General features: G+C 58.9%; 9 protein-coding genes. 5 read left to right on the plus strand and 4 right to left on the minus strand.

Annotated features, from left to right (window positions below; genetic code table 11):
- From AC4FAH_RS00360 to AC4FAH_RS00380, 5 genes are all read left to right on the plus strand, one after another.
- The coding region (locus AC4FAH_RS00360; RefSeq protein ID WP_490245538.1) for a CsgE family curli-type amyloid fiber assembly protein at positions 1 to 534 on the plus strand (534 nt) is incomplete at its 5' end.
- 76 nt (positions 535 to 610) lie between these two features.
- Entirely contained in the window at positions 611 to 1,024 is a 414-nt protein-coding gene (locus AC4FAH_RS00365; RefSeq protein WP_043331671.1) for a curli assembly protein CsgF, read from the plus strand.
- A 27-nt stretch (positions 1,025 to 1,051) separates the two neighbouring features.
- The gene (locus tag AC4FAH_RS00370) at positions 1,052 to 1,885 is read left to right on the plus strand and encodes a CsgG/HfaB family protein (protein ID WP_043331673.1); all 834 of its coding nucleotides are present in this window, start codon (positions 1,052 to 1,054) and stop codon (positions 1,883 to 1,885) included.
- 357 nt (positions 1,886 to 2,242) lie between these two features.
- Entirely contained in the window at positions 2,243 to 2,731 is a 489-nt protein-coding gene (locus AC4FAH_RS00375) for a hypothetical protein (protein WP_153636733.1), read from the plus strand.
- Positions 2,732 to 3,044: 313 nt separating this feature from the next.
- Entirely contained in the window at positions 3,045 to 4,226 is a 1,182-nt protein-coding gene (locus AC4FAH_RS00380; RefSeq protein ID WP_287024683.1) for a hypothetical protein, read from the plus strand.
- 150 nt (positions 4,227 to 4,376) lie between these two features.
- On the opposite strand, the gene AC4FAH_RS00385 is transcribed toward AC4FAH_RS00380, so the two are convergent.
- The 4 genes from AC4FAH_RS00385 to AC4FAH_RS00400 form a co-directional block, all read right to left on the minus strand.
- Positions 4,377 to 4,787: a hypothetical protein gene (locus tag AC4FAH_RS00385; RefSeq protein WP_215823642.1), complete on the minus strand. Its 411-nt coding sequence runs from the start codon at positions 4,785 to 4,787 to the stop codon at positions 4,377 to 4,379.
- A gap of 124 nt (positions 4,788 to 4,911) precedes the next feature.
- Positions 4,912 to 6,432: a bifunctional aminoglycoside phosphotransferase/ATP-binding protein gene (locus AC4FAH_RS00390; RefSeq protein ID WP_225347450.1), complete on the minus strand. Its 1,521-nt coding sequence runs from the start codon at positions 6,430 to 6,432 to the stop codon at positions 4,912 to 4,914.
- Positions 6,433 to 6,643: 211 nt separating this feature from the next.
- The gene (gene hemL, locus AC4FAH_RS00395; protein ID WP_043331681.1) at positions 6,644 to 7,936 is read right to left on the minus strand and encodes a glutamate-1-semialdehyde 2,1-aminomutase; all 1,293 of its coding nucleotides are present in this window, start codon (positions 7,934 to 7,936) and stop codon (positions 6,644 to 6,646) included.
- A gap of 250 nt (positions 7,937 to 8,186) precedes the next feature.
- Positions 8,187 to 8,581: bifunctional hydroxymethylpyrimidine kinase/phosphomethylpyrimidine kinase (locus AC4FAH_RS00400; RefSeq protein WP_490245539.1), on the minus strand; the 395-nt coding region annotated here is incomplete at its 5' end.

Raw genomic sequence — 8,581 nt, forward strand, 5'->3', positions numbered from 1 at the left:
CAGAGCACAGATGTCGTGAACGGTCGGGGCATGACAAGCCGCCAGGTGGTCGCCTGGGGACTGACATGCTTCAGTCTGTCGCCCGCCTTCGCGCAATCCGCGCCGGAGGCGGTGCGACCCGAGGTATCCGTTGCCAGTGAAGAGCAGCAGGCTCGCCGTCAGGGGGAAGATGGGGTCGCCATCCAGCGCACTCGTCCCACGCTCTCCGACGGTCTCAGCGGCGTGATGATCGATCGCACCATGACCATGATCGGCAAGACCTTCTTCCGCCAGTTCAGCCAGCAACGCCTCGATAGCCCAGCCATCCGCAACACATCCCTCAGCATCCATGAACGCCCCTCAGCACGCTGGGGCAGCCTCATCTGGATCACCGAAGGCAACAACGTTCTGTATGAAGCGACGCTCCCTCCGCGCCTTAATGACGTGGATATGTACGCCAGCGCCGCTGTATCAAGCGTCTCCGACCAGTTCCTGCGTCGCAAGGTCATGGAAGCCCTGCGCAACGACCCGGACATGGCCGGTGACGAATTCTGATGTATTGAAGACCGACATAATAAATGGGCTCCGGACACGGAGACCCTGACAATACGCAAGGGAACAGGGGAACATCATGAAGCATCAGACACTCGCGGTGTCGTTGCTGTTGTCGGCGATGCCGCTATATGCCGGTGAACTCATCTATCAGCCCATCAACCCGAGTTTCGGTGGCAACCCTCTCAATGGCAGCTACCTGCTTGGCAAGGCCCAGGCCCAGGACACCCATGAGGATCCTGATGCCTACTCTTTCGATAGCCTCTCCGATACCGAAATCTTCATCAATGACCTGCGCAACAGCCTGGTCTCTGATGCCATCACCGACGCCGTAGAAGCTACGGAACCCGGCCGTTCCAGCGTGATCGACAGTGCGCAGCTGCGCATTGAAGTGGTCAGCAACGGCAATGGCGGTTTCTCCATGCAGGTGCTTGACCGCGCCACAGGTGAAACCACCGTCATCAACCTCGGCACATCAGGCAATACATTCTGATCCGCTACTGATGAAGGGTTTCGTCCAATGAAGATACTCACTCCCATGCTGGCCGTTGCCAGCCTGGCGCTTGCAGGCTGTGCGCCGATGGTCGCCAATACCCAGGGTCTTGAAGGGGTGCCCAGCACCTTGATGCCAAGAACCGCCACCTATCAAGACCTGATCAGTCTGCCGCCTCCCGCCGGGCGTATTCCGGTCGCCATCTATGACTTCCGTGACCAGACGGGCCAGTACCGGCCTGCCCCTGCCAGTACCTTCTCTACGGCGGTCACCCAGGGTGGCGCCGCCATGCTGAGCGCCGCATTGTCGGACTCCGGCTGGTTCATCCCACTCGAGCGCGTGGGACTGCAGAACCTGCTGACAGAGCGCAAGATCATCCGCGCCAACATGGAGCGCACGGGACAGAATGATCTTGCCGCGTTGCAAGCCGCCAACCTGCTGTTCGAGGGTGGCATCATTGCCTTTGACTCCAATGTCAGAACAGGCGGGGCGGGCGCGGAATACTTCGGGATCGGCGCCTCTGGTCAGTATCAGGTGGACCAGGTGACGGTCAATCTGCGCGCTGTCGATATCACCACGGGGCAGGTCATCGCCAACGTCAATACCAGCAAGACGATCTACTCACGCGAGCTGAGGGCGGGCGTCTATCGCTTCATCGATTTCAGTCGCTTGCTGGAGATGGAAGCGGGGTATACCAGCAATGAACCCGTACAGATGGCGGTCATGTCCGCCATCGAATCTGCCGTGATTCACTTGATTGCGCAAGGCGTCGAACGCCAGCTCTGGGTTCTCCAGGACCCGGACAGCCTTCAGACATCAGAGCTGATGGATTACCTGCAAGCCCCGACCCCGATGTTGTAGAGCCAGCCCACATTCAAGACCCCGTAGAGAGCATCTTGGTATTCGCGGTGTTTATCTTTCCCTCAAAAGGCAGTCACCTCACAAGAGGTGGCTGCCTTTTTTCGTGTCTGCGCAAAACATAAGAAATAAATAAAACAACAAAGCATGAAATATCATGCGCCTAATACCGTCAACAGTAATACCTCCCTGAACGGTGCTGAAAATCTGGCCACCCTTTGTCATTACTCACCGCTATTGGGCAAGACATTATAAGTAGCAAGCTCTAGCCCTCATAAACCCGAAAAGGACTGATGGTGATGGCCTCGATAAAGACCAATAGTTAGAGCACTTAGACGGTCACCTGGATGGACTCACGCCATGGCTTCGGCAAAGCATCAACAAAGAAGAATGCTACAGGCCTGCCTTTTCTTCTCATCACTGACATTCAGCTTGTGGGTGTTGGCCAATGACCTGGCGACCACCTCCGAATTGGGAAGCAGCCACTCAGTGGCCGTCATCGAGCAATCTGGCACGTACAACACAGCGATGATCGCTCAGCATGGCAATGGCAACGCCTCATTGATTGACCAGAGCGGTGCCCTGAATGAAGCAGGTGTCGATCAATATGGCAATGGAAACACGGCATACACGCTGCAAGAGGGTGCCCTGCATGAAGCCAGCATTCTTCAGCATGGCCAATATCATGATGCGCTGATCATTCAGCAAGGTGTTGGGCAAAGCGCCAGCATTCAGCAGACAGGCATCGGGGGAAGCGCCACGCTTCTACAACAGGCCAGTAGTCAGGTACCGGCAAGTATCACTCAATATTCACGGGGCCATATGCGTGTCCAGGTCATACAACAGTGATCTTTACCACGATGGCTCGCATGACATCGCTCTATGACGATGATGCTTGTGAAGGTGGTGGCTGAATATTCGCTTTCGTCGAATCGACAATATGGATTTTGCTTAGCCAGGAGGTGTTCTCGCTTTCATGTAGTCAAAAGTCCTGCATGACGAACACAACCTTCTGGAAAGGGCACAAAAGAGCAGTAGCAGTACAACATGATGTCGCGGATCACGAAAAACCAGACCGTCATCATGTCAGGGGATGCACGACCAGAAGAAAATCAATAATAAAAACACAACTCAAAAAACGATCTACACAAGGGAACAAACCATGAAAATCCAAATGAGCTTGCTGGCTGCCGCTGTCGCTTTCTCTTCACATGCGATGGCAGTGGACAATGCTTCCGACATCGATCAGACCGGTTTCGCCAATGGCGCGACGGTCACCCAAGGTGATCGCAATGGAAACCCGTTCAACGCCGGAGAGCATACCAGTGATATTGACCAGACAGGGGCCTTCAACGGCGCCACTGTCTACCAGAGCGGCGTCGCGAGCATTGCCAGTGTCAACCAGCAAGGCCTGGCCAATATGGCGGATGTCCTGCAGAGGGGGCAGGCACAGATAGCAACTGTCTACCAGGATGGCCGCCGCAACCACGCTGATGTCGACCAGAAAAGCTTCAAGAACACGGCCACCATCACCCAGGAAGGCCTGCGCAACAACTCCGTCTCCAAGCAAGGCGATAGCGGCCCGAACTCAAGTGGTCGTTTCAATGAGTTGACCGTGACCCAGACAGGCGCCTTCAACTCGTCCATTGCCACGCAAAGCGGTAGTCACGAGAAAGCGACCGTGACCCAGATGGGCCTCGGCCATGATTCGGATGTCGAACAGAGCGGTGACTACAACGTCGCTTCCGTCAGCCAGAGCGGCATCTACCATGACTCCAGCGTGTTACAGAGCGGGAAGTACAGCAAGGCACGTGTCATGCAGACGGGGGCCTTCAGTGACTCGGACATCGCACAATCCGGCAAGCATCAGCGAGCTCGTGTCATGCAAAGCGACAAGTCACACGATTCCGATATCAATCAGGCGGGTGGCTACAACCGTGCCAGCGTATCTCAGTCTGACTTCCACAATGACTCCGAGATAGACCAGTACGGTTACGGTAACCGTAGCATGGTCATTCAGAGCGGTGCCTTCAATGATTCTGATATCAAGCAGGCTGGCCTGGGCAATCTGGCCATGACTGAGCAAAGCGGCTTCAACAACGATGCCAATGTCACGCAGGTTTGGGCGGTTGATAACGAGTCCTATATTACCCAGACCGGTTACAACGACAGTGCGACCGTGCTGCAGGTAGGCGGACATAACGAATCCACCATTCTGCAGCAGGCTGGCGGCTTCATGAGCTTTGCGCCGAATACTGCCAATGTGACGCAGACTGGTTTCACCAACTCTTCCACCATCACCCAGACTGGCGGTGGCAACGTAGCCAACGTGATGCAGTACTGATCACGCCCCAGCCAGGATGTCTTACAGAACCCCGCGCAAGCGGGGTTTTTCGTTTTTCCGCTCGGTGGATCCCCATAATGAAAAAGGCCGCTGACAGGGTTGTCAGCGGCCTTCCAGTACCAGCCGCGAAACATCTATCGCAGCGGCAAGTTACTTCTTTGGCGGTGTCACGACATTCTCCGGGAAGGACTTGCGATAACTCTCAAGGCTTTCATCCACCATCTGACGGCCCTTGCTGACCTGCTTGTTACCGCTGGCGATCCGCGCCTTGCCCTTCTTGATCTGACCATTGCCCTTGTCGATCAGCGCCTGGCCCTTGGCGATATTGGATTCGCCATCATTGACCAGATTCTCACCACTGACGATCTGCTTCTCACCCGCGGCCACCAGAGACTTGCCGCTCTCCCAATTATCGGCCAGCTGATCACGCACCTTGGCGACGGCCTTGGCTTCCTCAGCCTGACCGCGCATGAGATCAGCGGTTGTCGGCTGGCTGGAGCAGCCCGCGAGCAGTGCCAGACTGATGGCAGCGGCGGCGGTATTTACGCATTGTTGGCGCATGATATTTCCTTTCCAGATGCATAGCTTCCCAACCAAAGCCAAGGCTCACTCGGGAGCGCACTATGCAATACAAAAAAGGGCATGGCGGTCATTCCGCCATGCCCCATGACAACGATCGCTCGTCTCAATGCAGCCTGAGCTGCTCACGAATCAGGCGAGCCAAGGTGACATTGGCGTTGGGCGCTGTCGTGTCGATATGGACCAGCTGACCATGCTCTTCTGGCGCAAATGGCTCGCGATTGGCCAATTGCTTGTCGAGCACTTCCAGACCCGCTTCGGAAGCCTCGCCACTGCGCTGACTACGCTTGATGATGCGCTTGCGCAGCGTCTCGTCATCGGCCTCGAAGCTGATCATCAGCACCGGCAGGCCACGGGCTTCTGCCTCATGACGCAGGCGATCACGCTGCACCTTCTTCAGGCAGGTGGCATCGATGCAGACGGGGATGCCCGATTCCAGCAGCGTGGCTGACAGATTCGAGAGTCGCTCGTAGGTCGCATGGGTGGCCTGGGGGGTATAGATGCCGCCATTGAGCCCGGACTCGGTATCGGCATCCGCCGCAAAGCCATACAGACGCTTGCGCTCCACATCGCTGCGAATGCGTACACCGCCCAGTTCACGCACCATCTCTTCGGTGAAGCGACTCTTGCCACTGCCGGAGACACCCACACCGATGATCATGTAAGGGAAGCGGATCTCGCTATAGCGCTCCGCCAGCCCGATATAGCGCTCGTACTCGGCCAGCACATCGGCGCGATCCGCTTCACACAGGTCAGGCTGGTGATAGCGAATCATCGCCACCTTGGCCCGGATCAGTGCGCGATAGATCTTGTAGTACGGCAGCAGACGCACCAGCGAGTAATCGCCGGAGAGCTCGAGATAACGGTTGAGCGCATGATGGGCAAAGGCCTGCTCATCACGCGCTTCGAGATCCATCACCAGGAAGGCCAGGTCACAACCGACATCATTCCAGCGCAATTCTTCATTGAACTCGATGCCGTCAAACAGCAGGGCACGGCCTTCATGGCGCACGGCGTTACCCAGATGGATATCGCCATGAGTCTCACGCACGAAGCCTTCCTGCCAGCGACGCTCGAACTCGGGATTGAGGCGCTGGAAGGTCTCTTCGGTCCACTGCTTGAGCAGCGCGAGTCGCTTGATGGCCTCGGCATCATCACCGAGGCGCGGACGAATCAGCTCGAACTCGTTGTCGATGGTACGACTGACCATCTGCGGGCTACCCAGCTCGCTATCGCCCTGGATGCGCTCGGCCTGCTCGTGGAAGGCCACCAGCTGGTCGACCAGATCGTCCAGCAATTCCAGCGACAGCTCGCCACTGGCCTGCAGGGCGCTGAACAGATGGCGATTGGAGAATTGGCGCATCTTGACCGCGTACTCGAAGACAGCACTGTCGTCTCCGATGCGCGGAGCCTCGGGCGTGCCCGAGATCGCCACGGTATCCAGGTACAGCGTCGGTGCCAGACGGCGGTTGAGGCGCACTTCCTGTTCACACAGGAGCTTGCGGCGCTCAAGGGTCGAGAAATCCAGGAAGCTGCCGAAATCCAGCGGCTTCTTGATCTTGTAGGCGTAGTCGCCGGTCAGCACGATCCACGAGATATGCGTCTCGTGCACTTCGATATCCTTCACGGGGTGATCGAAGCAATCGGCTGTGTGAAGGGCTCGAATCAAGGCCTGGCTCAAGGTCATCTCCGCTAAGGCAAGCTGGCTATAAGGTCATTAGCGCAATCGCTATCGTTGGCGACAAGTGTACCGGATGGCAGCCCGCCCGGCAGCCTGCCGAGCGGGTTCCTGTCTGCGTTGGCCAACCCGCGGACTCAGGTACTGTCTTGCGTCGCACTCAGTTCGATGCGGACATCTGCGCAAAGACCCGCTCGGCCGCATCCAGCGTGGCCTGGATATCAGCATCGGTATGCGCCGCGGACATGAAGCCGGCTTCATAGGCGGACGGCGCCAGATAGACACCTTCGGCGAGCATCGCGTTGAAGAAGGTCACGAAATCCTGCTGACGGCAGCGCGTGGCGGAGGCGAAATTGCTGACCTCTGCGTCATCGGTGAAGAAGACACCGAACATGCCACCGGCATGCTGGGTAATCAGACGGATGCCTGCCGCCTTGGCACGGCTTTCCAGGCCTTCACACAGCATCTCGACCTTGCGTGAAAGCTCGGCGTGGAAGCCGGGCGCCTTGAGCTTGCGCAGCAGCGCGACGCCAGCGGCCATCGCCAGCGGATTGCCTGCCAGCGTCCCGGCCTGGTAGACCGGCCCCAGCGGCGAGAGGTGGTGCATGATCTCGCGCTTGCCGCCGAAGGCACCCACCGGCATGCCGCCGCCGACGATCTTGCCCAGGCAGGTCAGGTCCGGCGTGATGCCGTAATGCGCCTGAGCGCCACCCAGGGCGACACGGAAGCCCGTCATCACCTCATCGAGGATCAGCACGCTGCCGTGGGCATCGCACACTTCACGCAGGCTTTCGAGGAAGCCCGGAACCGGCGGGATGCAGTTCATGTTGCCGGCGACCGGCTCGACGATGATACAGGCGATCTCGTCACCCAGCTCGGCGAAGCAACGACGCACGCCCTCGGCGTCGTTGTAGTCCAGCGTGATGGTGTGCTCGGCCAGCGAGGCCGGCACGCCCGGGGAGCTGGGCTCGCCATGGGTCAGCGCGCCGGAGCCGGCCTTGACCAGCAGCGAGTCGGAGTGACCGTGATAGTTACCCTCGAACTTGACGATCTTGTCGCGGCCGGTGAAACCCCGCGCCAGGCGGATCGCCGACATGGTGGCTTCGGTGCCGGAGTTGGTCATGCGCACCATGTCGAGGCTCGGCAGCATCTCGCAGATCAGCTCGGCCATCTCGGACTCGATCTCGGTGGGCGCACCGAAGGACAGACCACTCTCGAGACGCTCGCGCACGGCGCTGAGCACATCTTCATCGGCGTGGCCGGTGATCATCGGCCCCCAGGAACCGACGTAATCGATATAGCGCGTGTTCTCCACATCGAACAGATACGCGCCCTTGGCATGGTCGATGAACACCGGCGGACGATGCAGCCCCTTGAAGGCGCGGACCGGCGAATTGACGCCACCTGGAATATGACGGCTGGCGCGTTCGAACTGGGCAGCGGACGTGGTCATGACATACCTCTTGATAAGCGGCGAGCGGCCATCGGCCGCGAAAATGGAGAAAAGGGGGATCAGACACAAAGACGCTGTGGATAACGTGAATGCAGCTTGTCCACAGGCGATGAAACGGCCCGATAGCCTCGGGGCGGCAAGGGGGTGTGGATAACCCGAATGCCATCGATGGCGACAGCTTAACGCGACTCACGGGTGAGTTGCAGCCGCGCGAGCGCAAGGGGTGCCGGCATCGAAAGGGGCAATAGCGCTATCGCCAGGGCAGAAACTGGGCCTCAGGCAGCGCGCCTTTTCGCCCACGCTGCTGGCCATCGACGAGACTCTGCCAGGTGGCCTGCTGGGCAGCCTGCCATGCCGATGGCAACGCCATGCCGCGCGCCAGACGCACCGCCAGGTGCGAGGCCAGCGTGCAGCCGCTGCCATGGAAGCTGCCCGTCAGTCGCGGGCAGTCCAGTGCGAGCGTGGCGTGGTCACGGCGATACAGACGATGGATCACCGACGGCTCAGCCAGCGAATCAGTATCGCGCTCGACAGGATCAGTACCGGTGACCAGCACGGCCCCGGCACCTGCCGCCAGCAGATGCTCGGCAAGTCGGCCGTCGCCCGTCCCCGTGGGGCAGGCCGCCAGCCGCGCAAGCTCCGCGC

Source organism: Cobetia sp., from assembly GCF_983723665.1.